The sequence below is a fragment of the uncultured Nocardioides sp. genome (assembly GCF_947488025.1).
Taxonomy (GTDB): Bacteria; Actinomycetota; Actinomycetes; order Propionibacteriales; family Nocardioidaceae; genus Nocardioides.
The window spans coordinates 1-12770 of record NZ_CANKYS010000011.1; the positions used below are offsets into that span (position 1 = coordinate 1).

Annotated in this window: 11 protein-coding genes; 3 read left to right on the forward strand and 8 right to left on the reverse strand. The window is 71.8% G+C overall.

The annotated features are described in order from the left end of the window. Nucleotides 1–66: 66 nt before the first annotated feature. The 3 genes from Q1B24_RS16720 to Q1B24_RS16730 form a co-directional block, all read right to left on the reverse strand. Nucleotides 67–1077 (reverse strand): sugar phosphate isomerase/epimerase, encoded by a 1011-nt coding sequence (locus Q1B24_RS16720; RefSeq protein ID WP_299931151.1) that lies wholly within the window; start codon nucleotides 1075–1077, stop codon nucleotides 67–69. A gap of 111 nt (nucleotides 1078–1188) precedes the next feature. After that, a complete protein-coding gene (locus Q1B24_RS16725) occupies nucleotides 1189–3315 on the reverse strand; it encodes a PQQ-dependent sugar dehydrogenase (RefSeq protein WP_299931152.1) in 2127 nt (708 codons plus the stop codon). A gap of 208 nt (nucleotides 3316–3523) precedes the next feature. Continuing rightward, complete coding sequence (locus Q1B24_RS16730) at nucleotides 3524–5005, reverse strand: class I SAM-dependent methyltransferase (protein ID WP_299931153.1); 1482 nt, start codon at nucleotides 5003–5005, stop codon at nucleotides 3524–3526. Here Q1B24_RS16730 and Q1B24_RS16735 point away from each other — a divergent pair. Then, a complete protein-coding gene (locus Q1B24_RS16735) occupies nucleotides 5004–5939 on the forward strand; it encodes a hypothetical protein (RefSeq protein ID WP_299931154.1) in 936 nt (311 codons plus the stop codon). The two genes, Q1B24_RS16730 and Q1B24_RS16735, sit on opposite strands and share 2 nt — an antisense overlap. Before the next feature lie 86 nt (nucleotides 5940–6025). Here Q1B24_RS16735 and Q1B24_RS16740 read toward each other — a convergent pair whose 3' ends face one another. Both Q1B24_RS16740 and Q1B24_RS16745 read right to left on the reverse strand, forming a co-directional pair. Next, on the reverse strand, nucleotides 6026–8347 hold the full coding sequence (locus Q1B24_RS16740) for a sodium-translocating pyrophosphatase (RefSeq protein WP_299931155.1): 2322 nt from the start codon (nucleotides 8345–8347) through the stop codon (nucleotides 6026–6028). 182 nt (nucleotides 8348–8529) lie between these two features. Continuing rightward, the gene (locus Q1B24_RS16745; RefSeq protein WP_129427178.1) at nucleotides 8530–8865 is read right to left on the reverse strand and encodes an anti-sigma factor antagonist; all 336 of its coding nucleotides are present in this window, start codon (nucleotides 8863–8865) and stop codon (nucleotides 8530–8532) included. A 186-nt stretch (nucleotides 8866–9051) separates the two neighbouring features. Between Q1B24_RS16745 and Q1B24_RS16750 the strand changes: the two genes are divergently transcribed. Both Q1B24_RS16750 and Q1B24_RS16755 read left to right on the forward strand, forming a co-directional pair. Beyond that, nucleotides 9052–11394: a DEAD/DEAH box helicase gene (locus tag Q1B24_RS16750; RefSeq protein ID WP_299931156.1), complete on the forward strand. Its 2343-nt coding sequence runs from the start codon at nucleotides 9052–9054 to the stop codon at nucleotides 11392–11394. Nucleotides 11395–11409: 15 nt separating this feature from the next. After that, entirely contained in the window at nucleotides 11410–11715 is a 306-nt protein-coding gene (locus tag Q1B24_RS16755; RefSeq protein ID WP_299931157.1) for a hypothetical protein, read from the forward strand. An 8-nt stretch (nucleotides 11716–11723) separates the two neighbouring features. On the opposite strand, the gene Q1B24_RS16760 is transcribed toward Q1B24_RS16755, so the two are convergent. From Q1B24_RS16760 to Q1B24_RS16770, 3 genes are read right to left on the reverse strand one after another with little or no spacing between them, the layout of a single operon-like run. Continuing rightward, nucleotides 11724–12086, reverse strand: coding sequence for an Rv3654c family TadE-like protein (locus Q1B24_RS16760; RefSeq protein ID WP_299931158.1), 363 nt, complete (start codon nucleotides 12084–12086; stop codon nucleotides 11724–11726). Further along, nucleotides 12083–12460 (reverse strand): pilus assembly protein, encoded by a 378-nt coding sequence (locus tag Q1B24_RS16765; protein ID WP_299931159.1) that lies wholly within the window; start codon nucleotides 12458–12460, stop codon nucleotides 12083–12085. Before Q1B24_RS16765 ends, Q1B24_RS16760 begins: the two co-directional genes overlap by 4 nt. Continuing rightward, nucleotides 12460–12684, reverse strand: a complete 225-nt coding sequence (locus Q1B24_RS16770; RefSeq protein ID WP_299931160.1) for a DUF4244 domain-containing protein — start codon at nucleotides 12682–12684, stop codon at nucleotides 12460–12462. The genes Q1B24_RS16765 and Q1B24_RS16770 overlap by 1 nt, the downstream gene beginning before the upstream one ends. Nucleotides 12685–12770: the final 86 nt, after the last annotated feature.

A 12770-nucleotide genomic window follows, 5' to 3' on the forward strand; every position in this document is an offset into this window, starting at 1 on the left:
AGCTCAGAAACCTAGACAGGGAACGGCGTGCTCACGTTTCAGACGCGCAGGGCACCCACGGATGCGTCACATGAGCCAGAACTCGAGACCCTCGAGGTAGCGGAACCCCGTGTTGGCGGTCGCCGCCGGACGGAAGTCCGGGGTGTCGTTCTCGACGATGTACTCCTCGGCCTGGTGGGCCTTGAAGATCGTCGGGAAGTCGATCACGCCGAGGCCGAGGTCGGCCATGTCGCCGGGCTGCTGGTTGTAGAGCGCGACGGCGTCGGCACCGTGACGGTCCTTGACGTGGTACTGGCGGACCTCCTGCGGGGCAGAGCGGACCACGTCGATCGCGAACTGCAGCGGGTCGGCCGCGTTGGTGTTCACGCCAGCGGCGTAGGCCCAGTAGAGGTCGACCTCGAGGTGCACGAGCTTGGGGTCGAGCTCGCTGGTGAGGATGTCCCACGGGGTCTCCCCGCCACCGAGGTCGATCGTGAACTCGTGGGCGTGGTTGTGGTAGCCGTAGCGCATCCCGCGTCGCTTCGCGGCCGCCGCCTCGGTGTTCATCTGCTCGGCCCAGAGCTGCCACTCGCTCTTGCTGGTGGAGTTCAGGTAGGGCACGACGATGTACTTCTGGCGGAAGGTCTGCGCGTCGTCGAGCTTCTTGTTGAGCGAGGCCGCGTCGGCACTGATGCCGTCGTGGCTCGACGAGGCCCAGATGCCGCGGGCGTCGAACTCAGCCTTGAGCTTGGCAGCGGTGTCGAGCCCGGCAGCGGCGTAGAGGCCGGCCCGCTCCACGCGCTGGTAGCCGAACTTCTCCAGCTGGTCGAGCTGCTGCAGCACGCTGGCGTTGGTCGTCATGGCCGACCGCAGGGTGTAGAGCTGGATGCTGATGAGGTCGGTCGGCACCTCCTTCTGACGTCCGTGGCCGTGGTCGTGGCCCTTGCCCGGCTTGCCCGCCATGGCCGGCGAGCCCGCGGCGAGCACGGTGGCTCCCGCCGCGCCCGCGACGGCGCCGCGGATCAGACCGCGGCGGCTGGCGCCCTTCCTCTCGAGCGACTCGCGCAGGGCGGCGTCGCCGTCATATCCGAAACACATGTGCTGCCTTCTTCCTTGTTTCTCGGGGGATTCTCGGGGGCGGGTGGTGCTGGGGGCCTGGGGCGGGCCCGGGAGGACCCGGGCCCGCCTCAGGTCGGGGTTGGGTGGGAATCAGCCGGCCGGCTCGAGGACGACCTCGTCGGACCCGCTGAGCGGGGGCTCGGAGCCGCTGTCGGTGTACTCCGCGACGAAGACGCCCGCGAGGTCGTCGGTCGCCGGGTCGTGGCCGCCGGGCACCGTCGTGGTGAGCGATCCGGTGCAGCCGGTGGCCGTGGACTGCGGGTGACCGTGGGTGTCGTGGCCCAGCACGTAGGTCACGGTGACCCGGCTGCAGTCGACCGGCTGGTCGTCGGTCACCGTCACCTCGTAGGTCACCGTGTCACCGAAGGTGAACGTCTGACCGGCGACCGGCGAGACGAACTCGACGACCGGGGCCTCGTTGCCGACGACGACGTCGACGTCGGCCGAGGCGCGGCGGCCCCCCTTGTCGGTCACCGTCAGCGTGGCGCGGTAGGTGCCGTCCTCGGTGTAGGTGAAGGAGCCGTCGGCCCGTCGGCTGTCGATCTTGCCGTCACCGTCGAAGTCCCACGCGTAGCGCAGCTTGGTGTCACCGTCGGGGTCGGTCGTGCCCTCGCTCGAGAACTCGACCGTCAGCGGGGACTTGCCTGCCGTCGGCTCGGCCGCGATCGCGGGGACCGGGCTGCGGTTGTTGCCCTCACCGACGAAGTCGATGCGCGAGAGCTGCGCGTCGGGGTTCTCGGCGAAGAAGCCGTCGCCGTACTCCAGGACGTAGAGCGCGCCGTCCGGGCCGAACTCCATGTCGATCGGGTTGTCGGTGACGATGTCAGGGATGACATCCTCGATCGCGGCGACCTCACCGTCGTCGAGGTGCAAGCCCTTAATGTAGTCGCGGGTCCACTCGTAGAACAGCGGGGTGTCGTCGTAGCGCTTGGGCCAGGCGACGGGGTTGCGGCCCTTGGTGGCCTTCTTGTCCCACTGGTAGGCCGGTCCGGCCATCGGGCCGATGCCGCCGGTCTCGAGCTCGGGGAACTCCTCCGAGAGCCCGTAGCCGTACCAGATCTCCGGCTGCTCCACCGGCGGCAGCTCGCGCAGGCCGGTGTTGTTGGGAGAGTCGTTGACCGGGGCGTCGCAGTTGAACTTCGGGCCACTCGTGCGGGTGGCGAAGTCGAAGTCGTTGTAGGGCAGCTCGGCGGTGGCGCAGTAGGGCCAGCCGTAGTTGGACGGCCCGTCCACGACCGCCCACTTGCCCTGCCCGGCGGGGCCACGGTTCGGGTCAGCGTTACGGGCGTCGGGTGCGTAGTCGGCGACCCAGAGGTCGTCGGTGTCGGGGTCGATCTCGATGCGGAAGGGGTTGCGCCAGCCCATCGAGTAGATCTCCGGGCGCGTCTTCGGCGTCCCGGGGGCGAACAGGTTGCCCTCCGGGATCGTGTAGCCGCCGCCCGCCTTCGGCGTGATCCGCAGGATCTTGCCGCGCAGGTCGTTGGTGTTGGCCGAGGTGCGCTGCGCGTCGAAGGCGGGGTTCCGGTCGGGGCGCTCGTCGATCGACGCGAATCCGTCGGACTGGAACGGGTTGGTGTCGTCACCGGTCGACAGGATCAGGTTGCCCTCGGAGTCGAAGACGATGTCACCGCCGACGTGACAGCACATGCCGCGGTCGACGGGCACGTCGAGCACCTTCTGCTCCGAGTCCAGGTCGACCTGACCACCGGTGAACTGGAACCGGGACACCGTCAGCTTGCCCTTGTAGGGAGCGAAGTCGGCCGCCGTGCCGGTCTCCGGGGCGTCACCCTCGTTGATCGAGGTGGTCGCCGGGTCGTCGACCGGGGTGTCGAGCGGCGGCGAGTAGTAGAGGTAGATCCACTTGTTCTTCTTGCCGTCGTAGCCCGGGTCAAGAGCGATGCTCTGCAGGCCCTCCTCGTCGTGGAGGTAGACCGGGATGCGGCCGGCGATGCTGTTGACGCCGGTCTGGGCGTCGTTGCGCCAGATGACGCCCGCGCGTGTGGTGTGCAGGACGTCGCCGTCGGGCAGCACCGCGAGGTCCATGGGCTCGCCCGGACGGTCGTTGAGCGTGACCTTCTGGAAGGCCCCGTCAGGCGGTGGCGGAGGCGCGTCGTCGTGGCCATCGTGGGCGGTGGCCGCGGTGGTCACGGCCAGCATGGGCAGGCAGAGGGCGGCGCCGACGGCGGCCGTGAGCCCTGTGCGGAAGGGATGCTTCATTGGGGGGTCTCCTGTTCCCGAGGTGGCTGGGAGCCGACAAGTAACGTAGGCACGTGACCGGCGTCACGTCAACGAGCACACGACTTTTGTTCGCCTGTCGACACAAGTGCCACGCTCATGGGCCCACCCGCAGCGGTGAACCAACGCGGCTGTCGGTCGCCCGCCGCGACGTCCCACCCCGCGCGGCGGTCAGCCAGCCCCCGGGATGTCAGTCGAGGACCAGGAAGCCCTCGCCCACGAGCTCGCGCACGACGGGCAGGTAGGTCGTACGCAGCTCGGTCCCGTCACGCTGCAGCAGCGCGCCGATGGCGCCGAGCAGCTGCCCGAGCGACAGGTCACCGTCGCTGGCACCCACGAGGGCCGCCTCGACCGTGTCGGCCGTCCGGGCGCGGCGGAAGCCGTGCTGCTGGCGCAGCACGATCGCCTCCGGGTCCTCGGCGCCCGGTCGTCCGACCGTCTCCTGCTGCACGTCCTCCCGCGCGCGCAGCACCGAGCCCAGCAACGCGTCGTCGGTGAGCCCGCGCAGGCCCGTCGCCGCCTCGCCCCACGCCTGGATCGCGGGCCCGATCGGCTGCTCGACGTCGTACGGCCACTCGAGGAGCTCGTGGCGTCCTCCCCCGCCCAGCCGGACGTTGATCCAGCCGAACCCGACGCCCTCGATGCCGGTCTCCTCCAGCCAGGACAGCCAGGTGTCGTAGCGCCGGGCGTAGTCCGGGCGACCGTGGTGGCCGCTGTCCTTGAGCCAGAGCTCGACGTACGCCGACGGGTCCAGCGTCTCGCGCTGCACCACCAGCGCGTCGCAGTCGTCACGCAGCCAGGAGCCGAGCCGCTCGTCCCAGGGGCGGCCGTCGACGATCGCCCAGTTGGCGAGGACCTGCAGCCAGCCGCCCTCGGTGAGGTGGTCGGGCCCGCTGCGCACGATGTGCTCGACGACGCGGTCGCCCGGCAGGCCGGAGTCGCGGTAGACGAGGCGCTCGCCGGTCGCCGGGGAGATGACGAACGGCGGGTTGGTCGCGATCAGGTCGAAGCGCTCGCCCGCCACCGGCTCGAAGAACGACCCGTCCCGGACGTCGACCTCGACCTCATTGAGGGCCGCGTTCAACCGGGTCATCCATAGCGCCCGCTCGTTGACGTCCGTCGCCACCACGGTGTCGGCGTGGGTGGCGAGGTGCAGCGCCTGCACGCCGCAGCCGGTGCCGAGGTCGAGGGCGCGTCCCACCGGCTCGCGCATGGTCAGCTGCGCCAGGCTCGTCGAGGCGCTGGAGATGCCGAGGACGTGGTCGGGGCCGACCGCGACGGGTGCTCCGTCGAGCCCTGGGGTCAGGTCGGAGACGACCCAGAGGTCGCGCTCCCGTCCCGCCTCCGAGGTCGCGTAGGGCCGGCAGTCGGTCCGGGCCGCGACCTCGGCGACGCTCTGCTCGAGGAGCCCGGCGTTGCAGAGCCGGTCGACCAGGCCGGGGAGTGCTCGCTCCGCCTCGGCGCGCGCCACGGGCGTCTGCAGCAGGAAGAGGCGGACGAGGGTGTCGAGCGGCGCGCCCGACGTCGTACGCCGCAGCGCGGGGAGGGTCTCGTTGCGTCCGAGCGCCCGGTGCGCCTCCTCCCCGATCGCCTCGGCCACGCGGTCGTAGGTGAAGTCGGCGGCGAGCAGGGCCTCGCGCAGGGGGCCGGTGAAGTCGAGGTCGGACGGCATGGCCCCAGCCTCGCAGGTGTCGGGGTGGTTCGATGGCGCGGTGCTCGAACGACCGCCGGACGTGACCGACGACGAGGTGCTCGCCCTCGCGTGCCGCCTCTGGGAGCCGCGAGCCGACGCCGTCGAGCACCTGCCGGTCGGGTGGGGCGCGCACCACTGGCGCGTCGACGTGGCCGGGTCTCCGACCCTGTTCCTGACCCTCGATCCCGACCTGCCCCGGCACACGCGGGCCAGCCTGGAGGCGGCGTACGCCTCGGCGGCCGCGCTGGGCCTGCCGTTCGTGTGGCCGTCGCTGCCCTCCGCCGACGGCACGTACACCGCACCAGTCGGTGCGCGGACGGCCAGTGTGACCGGGTGGCTCGAAGGGAGCCGTCCCGAGGAGTCGGTCGCCGAGCTGCCCGACCTGCTGGCCCACCTGCACGCCGCACCCGCTCCGGCCGCCGCGCGCGCATGGCACACCGAGATCCCGTCCGACCTGCCCGTCCTCCTGCGCGACCTGCTCCAGCGACCGTGGACGGGCCCGCTCGGTCCAGCGGCGCGCGAGCTCCTCGTCGACCACCTCACCGCCGTCGGCGGCTGGGCCCGCGAGCATGCGCGCCTCGTCGCGCTCGCCGACCCCGCGGCGTACGTCGTCACGCACGGTGAGCCGCACGTCCGCAACCAGTGGCTGGCTCGCGGGCGCACCTGGCTGGTCGACTGGGAGTCGCTGCTGCTGGCTCCGCGCGAGCGCGACCTGGCCACGCTCGTGCACGAGGGCCGGGATGTCGACCACGACCGGCAGATGGTGCGACTGTTCGACCTGGAGTGGCGGCTCTCGGAGATCTGGTCGTTCGCCCAGTGGCTGCAGGGGCCACACGTCGGCGACACCGACGACCACACCGCGCTCGGAGGACTCACCGAGGAGCTGACCCGGCCGCACTTCGGCGAGAGCTGAGCTAAGCAGACAGCGTCATGGCGGCCGATCGCCGGAGCGACCAGCCGCCATGACGTCTGGAGCGGGGTCGAGCTGGGTGGAGCGGGTCAGGCGTGGTGCGTGAAGGACGACGAGCCGGTGTTGTCACCGTCGTCGGCGATGGCGACCTCGCGGCGCTTGGAGATGATCACCGCGCCGGCGATGATCGCGACCGCGACGAGCGCGATGACGATGCGCAGGACGTCACTCTGGTCCTCGCCGACGCTCAGGGAGACGACGGCGCTCGCGATGAGCAACGAGACGAGGTTCATCACCTTGATGAGCGGGTTGATGGCCGGGCCGGCGGTGTCCTTGAACGGGTCCCCGACGGTGTCGCCGATGATCGTGGCCTCGTGGGCGCCCGAACCCTTGCCGCCGTGGTGGCCGTCCTCGACGAGCTTCTTGGCGTTGTCCCACGCCCCACCGGCGTTGGCCAGGAAGACGGCCATGAGGGTGCCGGTGCCGATGGCGCCCGCGAGGAAGCCGGCCAGTGCGGTCGCACCGAGGCCGAAGCCCACGGCGATCGGCGCCAGGACGGCCAGGATGCCGGGCGTCACGAGCTCGCGCAGCGAGTCCTTGGTGACGATGTCGACGACCTTGCCGTACTCCGGACGGCCGGTGCCCTCCATGATGCCGGGGATCTCGCGGAACTGGCGGCGCACCTCCATCACGACCGCACCGGCAGCGCGGGCGACCGCGTTGATGGCGAGGCCGGAGAAGAGGAACACCACGGCCGCACCGAGCAGCACGCCGACGATGACCGCCGGGTTGAAGACGCTGAAGTCCAGCAGGTAGGCCTCGTCGGGGCCCACGTTGGCCTCGCGGAGCGACTCGAACACCGAGGTGGCGTAGGAGCCGAACAGCGCGGTCGCGGCGAGCACGGCGGTGGCGATCGCGATCCCCTTGGTGATGGCCTTCGTGGTGTTGCCGACCGCGTCGAGCTCCGTGAGGATCTGCGCGCCCTCCTCGCTGACGTCGCCCGACATCTCGGCGATGCCCTGGGCGTTGTCGGAGACCGGGCCGAAGGTGTCCATGGCGACGATGACACCGACGGTGGTGAGCAGACCGCAGCCGGCGAGCGCCACCGCGAACAGCGACACCGTGAGAGCCGCGCCGCCGAGGAGGTAGGCGCCGAAGACGGCGGCACCGATGACCAGCGTGGTGTAGACGGCCGACTCGAATCCGACCGAGAGTCCGGACAGGATGACCGTGGCCGGCCCGGTCAGGGAGGTCTTGCCGACGTCCTTGACCGGGCGGTGCTCCGTGCCGGTGTAGTAGCCGGTGAGGGCCAGGATGCCGGCCGACATCACGATACCGATGACCACGGCGGAGGCGGCGATGAAGCGGGGGTCGCCGTCGGCGCCGGCGAGGTCGCCGGCGATGTTGGTGAACTCCGCGAAGCTGCTCGGCAGGTAGACGTACGACAGCACGACGCTCGCGACGGCGGCGATGCCGGAGGAGAGGTAGAACGACTTGTTGATCGTGGTCAGGCCGTTCTCGCCTGCCTTGGGCTTGGTCAGGTAGACGCCCGCGACCGCGGTGAGGGCCCCGATGGCGGGGATCAGCAGGGGGAAGACCAGGCCCTTGTCGCCGAAGGCCTGCGAGCCGAGGATCAGCGCGGCGACCAGCGTGACGGCGTACGACTCGAAGAGGTCGGCGGCCATGCCGGCGCAGTCGCCGACGTTGTCACCGACGTTGTCGGCGATCGTCGCGGCGTTGCGCGGGTCGTCCTCGGGGATGCCCTGCTCGACCTTGCCGACGAGGTCGGCGCCGACGTCGGCGGCCTTGGTGAAGATGCCGCCGCCGACTCGCATGAACATGGCGAGGAGCGCCGCACCGAAGCCGAAGCCCTCGAGGACGACGGGCGCGTCGTCCTGGAAGAACAGCACGACGAGGCTGGCTCCGAGCAGGCCGAGGCCGACGGTCAGCATGCCGACCATCGCGCCGGTGCGCAGGCCGATCGTCATGGCCGGCTCGCGACCGGTGCTCTCTGCGGCAGCGGCGACGCGCAGGTTCGCGCGCACCGCGAGGTTCATGCCGAGATAGCCCACAGCAGCCGAGAAACCCGCGCCGACGATGAAGAACACCGAGCGGAAGATGCGAACGGTGGCGTCGTCGGCCGGCAGCACGAGCAGCGCGAAGAACGCGATCGCCGCGAAGATGGCCAGGGTCCGGAACTGCCGCTGCAGGTAGGCGTTGGCGCCCTCCTGCACGGCCTGGGCGATCGTCTTCATGTTGTCGGTGCCCTCGCCCGCGGCGAGCACCTGCGACCTGAAAATCGCGGCCATCCCGAGCGCGCCGAGCGCGATCAGGGCGACGACGACGACCAGGACGAGGTTGCTGCCTTCGAGCTCGGGAGTCGCGACGACCGCGGGCAAGATCCCCGTCATGCGTGTCCTCCTCGGACTTCATCAAGCGCTGGAAAAGATCCGTGAACGCGCCGGAGTCTACGCAGACGTGATCCAGATCACGGTGCGGCGTGACACACACCACACCGGCTATCTGGACCGGGTCGGGTTGGAACGTGACAAAACCCCTCCGGGCACGTCCGGAGGGGTGATGGGGGTGCGGATCAGGCGCCGGGCGCCAGGCCGACGGAGTCGTGGATCACGAACACCTTGGCGAGTCCGGTGATGCGGAAGATCTTGAGCAGCCGCTCCTGGGTGCAGACCAGGTCGAGCGAGCCGTCGTGGGCGCGGACCTTCTTGAGGCCACCGACGAGCACGCCGAGGCCCGTGGAGTCGAGGAACTCGACCGCTTCGAGGTCGATGACGATGTCGTAGGTGCCGGCACCGACGAGCTCGGTGATGCAGTCACGCAGCTTGGGGGCGGTGTAGACGTCGATCTCGCCGCCGACGGCAACGACGGCGCGGCCGTCCACCTCGCGTGTCGCAAGGGTGAGATCCACGACTGCTCCCCGGTCCCCGAACTCGTTCGGACAGTGCGCCTTCGGGCACGCTCGTGCCCCTTCGTTCTTCCGGGTGGTATCAAACCACGAGTCACAAGGGTTCCGCAGGACTCCTCTCCACATCACACCCGCCGCACCCCCGCCACCGCCGCGGGCGACGTCCCCGGCCTTTGCCAGACTGCGTGGGTGAACCCCTCCCGCCCCGGTGTCGTGCCGCCGGTCGACGTGCTCGTACGTCGGCTCACCGGCGCACCCGGACGCGAGGACCGGCTGCGACACCTGGAGGTGCTGCCGGCCCGCGAGGCGGTGCACGAGGACTGGCCCGCGTGGGTGCCCGACGACGTCCGCGGGGCCTTCGCCGCGCAGGGCGTGGCCCGGCCGTGGCGGCACCAGGTGGTGGCGGCCGACGCGGCCCACGCCGGCGACCACGTGATCGTCGCCACGGGCACGGCGTCGGGCAAGTCGCTGGCCTACCAGCTCCCCGCGCTGTCCGCGATCCGCGCCGCCCGCGGTCCGCGTGGCGAGCGGGGCGCGTCGGTGCTCTACCTCGCCCCGACCAAGGCGCTGGCCCACGACCAGCTCGCCGGACTGTCGTCGCTGGGGCTCGACGTACGCCTCGCGGCCCACGACGGCGACAGCTCGCGCGAGGAGCGCGACTGGACCCGCGACTTCGGCGAGTACGTCCTCACCAACCCCGACATGCTCCACCGCTCCCTGCTGCCGTCGCACCACCGGTGGTCGCGCCTGCTCGGGTCACTCCAGTACGTCGTGGTCGACGAGTGCCACCACTACCGCGGCGTGTTCGGGGCGCACGTCTCCCACGTGCTGCGCCGGCTGCGACGCGTCTGCGCGATGTACGGCGCCCACCCGACCTTCGTGCTCGCCTCGGCCACGGTCGCGGAGCCGGAGGTCACCGCCGGCCGGCTGACCGGCCTCGACGTGGTCGCACTGACCCGTGACGACTCACCGCGCGGGGAGGTCTCGCTGCTGCTGTGGGAGCCCCCCTTCACCTCCCACGCCGGCGAGAACGGCGCGCCGGTGCGACGGGCCGCGTCGTCCGAGGTCGCCGACTTCCTCGCCGACCTGGTGGCCGAGGACGTGCGCACCCTGGCGTTCATCCGGTCGAGGCGGGGCGCGGAGCAGGTCGCCCTGTCGGCCGCCGAGCTGCTGGCCGAGGTCGACCCGTCGCTGCCCGGACGGATCGCGGCCTACCGCGGCGGCTACCTCCCCGAGGAGAGGCGGGCGCTGGAGGCCGCGCTGCGCCGAGGTGACCTGGTCGGGCTGGCCGCGACCAACGCGCTCGAGCTGGGCATCGACATCAGCGGGCTCGACGCCGTGCTCATCGCCGGCTTCCCCGGGACCCGTGCGGCGTTCTGGCAGCAGGTCGGCCGGGCCGGTCGCGGCGCCCAGGACGCGCTCGGCGTGCTGGTCGCCAAGGACGACCCGCTCGACACCTATCTCGTGACCCACCCCGACAAGCTGATCGGCGCACCCGTCGAGGCCTCGGTCTTCGACCCGTCGAACCCCCACGTGATGGGACCGCACCTCTGCGCGGCGGCGCAGGAGCAACCGCTCACCGAGGCCGACCTTCCGCTCTTCGGGCCCACCGCCCGCGAGGTCGTCGACGAGCTGACGACCCTCGGCCTGCTGCGGCGGCGCCCGCGCGGCTGGTTCTGGACCGACCGGAGCAGGGCGGCCGACCTGGCCGACATCCGGTCGGCGGGCGGGTCGCCCGTCCAGCTGGTCGAGGCCGGCACCGGCCGGGTCGTCGGCACGGTCGACGCCGGTGGTGCCCACAACCAGGCCCACCCCGGCGCGGTCTACGTGCACCAGGGCGAGACGTGGCTGGTCGAGGACCTCGACCTCGAGCACCACGTGGCGACCATGCGCCGCGACGAGCCGTCGTACTCCACCACCGCCCGCGAGGTCACCGACATCAGCATCGTCGAGACCCGCGAGCGCCGGTCGTGGGCCGGGTGCGAGCTCGCCCTGGGCGAGGTCGACGTCTCCCACCAGGTGGTCTCCTTCCTCAGGCGGCGCCAGCCCGGGGGCGAGGTGCTGTCGGAGGAGGCGCTCGACCTGCCGGAGCGGACCCTGCGCACGACGGCGGTGTGGTGGACGGTCCCCGACGACGTCGTGGCCGAGGCCGGGCTCGCCGCGCTCGACGTGCCGGGCGCGGCCCATGCCGCCGAGCACTGCTCGATCGGCCTGCTCCCGCTCTTCGCGACCTGCGACCGCTGGGACATCGGCGGCGTCTCGACGGCCCGCCACGCCGACACCGGCGTGCTCACCGTGTTCGTGTACGACGGCCACCCGGGCGGGGCCGGCTTCTCCGAGCGAGGCTTCCGCACGGCCGTCGCCTGGCTCACCGCCACCCGCGAGGCGATCGCCAGCTGTGAGTGCGCCAGCGGCTGCCCGTCGTGCATCCAGTCGCCCAAGTGCGGCAACCAGAACAACCCGCTCGACAAGGCCGGCGCCATCTCCCTCCTCGACGCCCTCCTCTCGGGGGCACCGCACGAGGGTGGGTAGGACTAGATTCAGACCATGGTGATCCTCGGTCTTGGCCTCATGATCCTCGGCGGCATCGCCGTGCTGTCCGCGCTCTTCGTCAGCGAGCCCGGGTCGGGCGGCGAGCTCCTCGGCTTCAGTGTCACCACCCTCGAGTCCTTCCTGGTCGGCGTGGCTGCGGGCGCGGCCATCCTGTGGGGCTTCGCGATCCTCAAGTGGGGCACCAGGCGGAGCCTGGCCCACCGCCGCGAGCGCAAGGAGCTCACCGAGCTCAACCAGAAGCTCGAGCGGGTTGAGGCCGAGCGCCGCACCGACGACCCCGAGAACCGCGACACCGTCTGACCCGCTGGTCACCCGGGCCCCGCTCGCGCCTCGGCGCTCACCCTGACCTCCCGCCACGGGACGTCCGGGCCGTCCACGGAGACAGTGACCCGGACCGTCCGGCCGTCGGGGGTGCACGCGTCGAGCGCGGCCGCGTTGGCGCCGGCGACCCGGGCAGCGGCCGCGCACGCGTCGGCCGAGCCACGGACGCCCGCAAGCGCTGACGCTCCCCCGAGCGCGGCGAGGTCTGCCGCGGCCTGGGCCCGGCGCTGGGCCGTCACCAGGCCACCGACGGCAGCCAGGCCCACCATCACGAACATGAGCACGCCCGCCATCGCCACCACGAGCACCGTCGCCGCTCCGCTCTCGCCGCGGGCCTCCCGGAACGTCACGACTCCTCCACCGCCGCCACCGCGTCGGCCGTCACCGTCACGCCGGGCAGCGCGCCGAGCAGACCGCCAGGACCCCTGACCCGGGCGGTGGTCGTCACCACCACCTCGGCCTCGCCGACCTCGACCCGGACCCGCGCCCCCTTAGGGGCGATGCGCGTGGCCAGGCCCTGGGCCGAGGTGGCGTCGTCGCCGCGGGCGACCGCGCGTGCGGCCTCGCGGGAGGCGTCGATGACGCGCACCTGTGCGGCCCCGACGGCCAGCATCCACACCAGGCCGGCGGTGAGCGCGACGAGGAGCGGGATGCCGATCGCGAGCTCGGCGGTCGCCGCACCCGCCTCACCCCGGGACCGTCCCCCGCGAGGCCGCACGGACATCAGCCGATGCCGAGCAGGCTCATGACGTGCTTGAACATCCGCTCCAGCAGCTGGTCGCCGAAGGCGCCGGTGAGCAGCGTGTAGAGCAGCCCGGCGAACCCGGCCCCGGCGGCGGTCCCCACGGCGTACTCCGCCGTCGTGATGCCGGCCTCCGGCTCCGACCGGCTGGACCTGCCGCCGGACCTGCCGGACCGGCTGCGTGAGAGGTGGTGCGTGAGCTTCATCAGTTCCCCTGTCGTCGTGGGGCTCCCGATGAACCCCGACTGGCCTCCAGCCTGCGAGGGCCGCGGCCCGCCCGCACGACCGCGAC

Excerpts from the sequence above, each read along its gene's own strand:
- Q1B24_RS16730 (WP_299931153.1), bottom strand. The coding sequence starts at position 5,005 with ATGCCGTCCGACCTCGACTTCACCGGCCCCCTGCGCGAGGCCCTGCTC.
- Q1B24_RS16755 (WP_299931157.1), top strand. The coding sequence starts at position 11,410 with ATGGTGATCCTCGGTCTTGGCCTCATGATCCTCGGCGGCATCGCCGTG.
- Q1B24_RS16765 (WP_299931159.1), bottom strand. The coding sequence starts at position 12,460 with ATGTCCGTGCGGCCTCGCGGGGGACGGTCCCGGGGTGAGGCGGGTGCG.
- Q1B24_RS16770 (WP_299931160.1), bottom strand. The coding sequence starts at position 12,684 with ATGAAGCTCACGCACCACCTCTCACGCAGCCGGTCCGGCAGGTCCGGC.
- Q1B24_RS16725 (WP_299931152.1), bottom strand. The coding sequence starts at position 3,315 with ATGAAGCATCCCTTCCGCACAGGGCTCACGGCCGCCGTCGGCGCCGCC.
- Q1B24_RS16720 (WP_299931151.1), bottom strand. The coding sequence starts at position 1,077 with ATGTGTTTCGGATATGACGGCGACGCCGCCCTGCGCGAGTCGCTCGAG.
- Q1B24_RS16735 (WP_299931154.1), top strand. The coding sequence starts at position 5,004 with ATGGCCCCAGCCTCGCAGGTGTCGGGGTGGTTCGATGGCGCGGTGCTC.
- Q1B24_RS16740 (WP_299931155.1), bottom strand. The coding sequence starts at position 8,347 with ATGACGGGGATCTTGCCCGCGGTCGTCGCGACTCCCGAGCTCGAAGGC.